This is a genomic window from Streptomyces milbemycinicus, assembly GCF_002154605.1.
Classification (GTDB): Bacteria; Actinomycetota; Actinomycetes; order Streptomycetales; family Streptomycetaceae; genus Streptomyces; species Streptomyces milbemycinicus.
In genome coordinates this window covers 634-1027 of sequence record NZ_MUNE01000901.1, presented here as the reverse complement: position 1 = coordinate 1027, position 394 = coordinate 634, and the positions used below count along the sequence as shown (strand labels likewise).

Below are 394 nucleotides of genomic sequence, written 5' to 3'. Positions count from 1 at the left end.
CGGCAGCAGCGTGCAGCGCAGGAAACGGACCCAGCTCTGGCCGCGCCGGTCGCCGTACTCCGCGAACAGCCGCGCCGCCTCCTCCACCAGGTCCAGCGCCTGCTCCGCCCGCCCGTTTCCCGCGTCGATCACCGCGAGCTCCACGCAGGACCACGCCTCGCCATGGGCCACCCCTACGCGGCGGAAGTCATTCCGCGCGTCCTGCAGCAGCTGCCGCGGGAATCCGCTGTTGCGCAGGGAGCCCGTCTGCGCCGCCCGTAGATCCCGGGTGACCCGCGCGGAGTGGTGGCGGGCGCACGCCAGCCCGTACACATCCCGCATCCGGCTGAACATCGTGCGGGCCCGCTCCAGGTCGCGCACCGCCGAGTCGTGGTCGCCGCGCTCCTCCAGCGCC

1 pseudogene is annotated in these 394 nt (G+C 74.1%); it reads right to left on the bottom strand.

Annotated features, from left to right (window positions below):
* Positions 1-394, bottom strand: a pseudogene (locus CCN51_RS58730) (hypothetical protein); the annotation flags it as partial.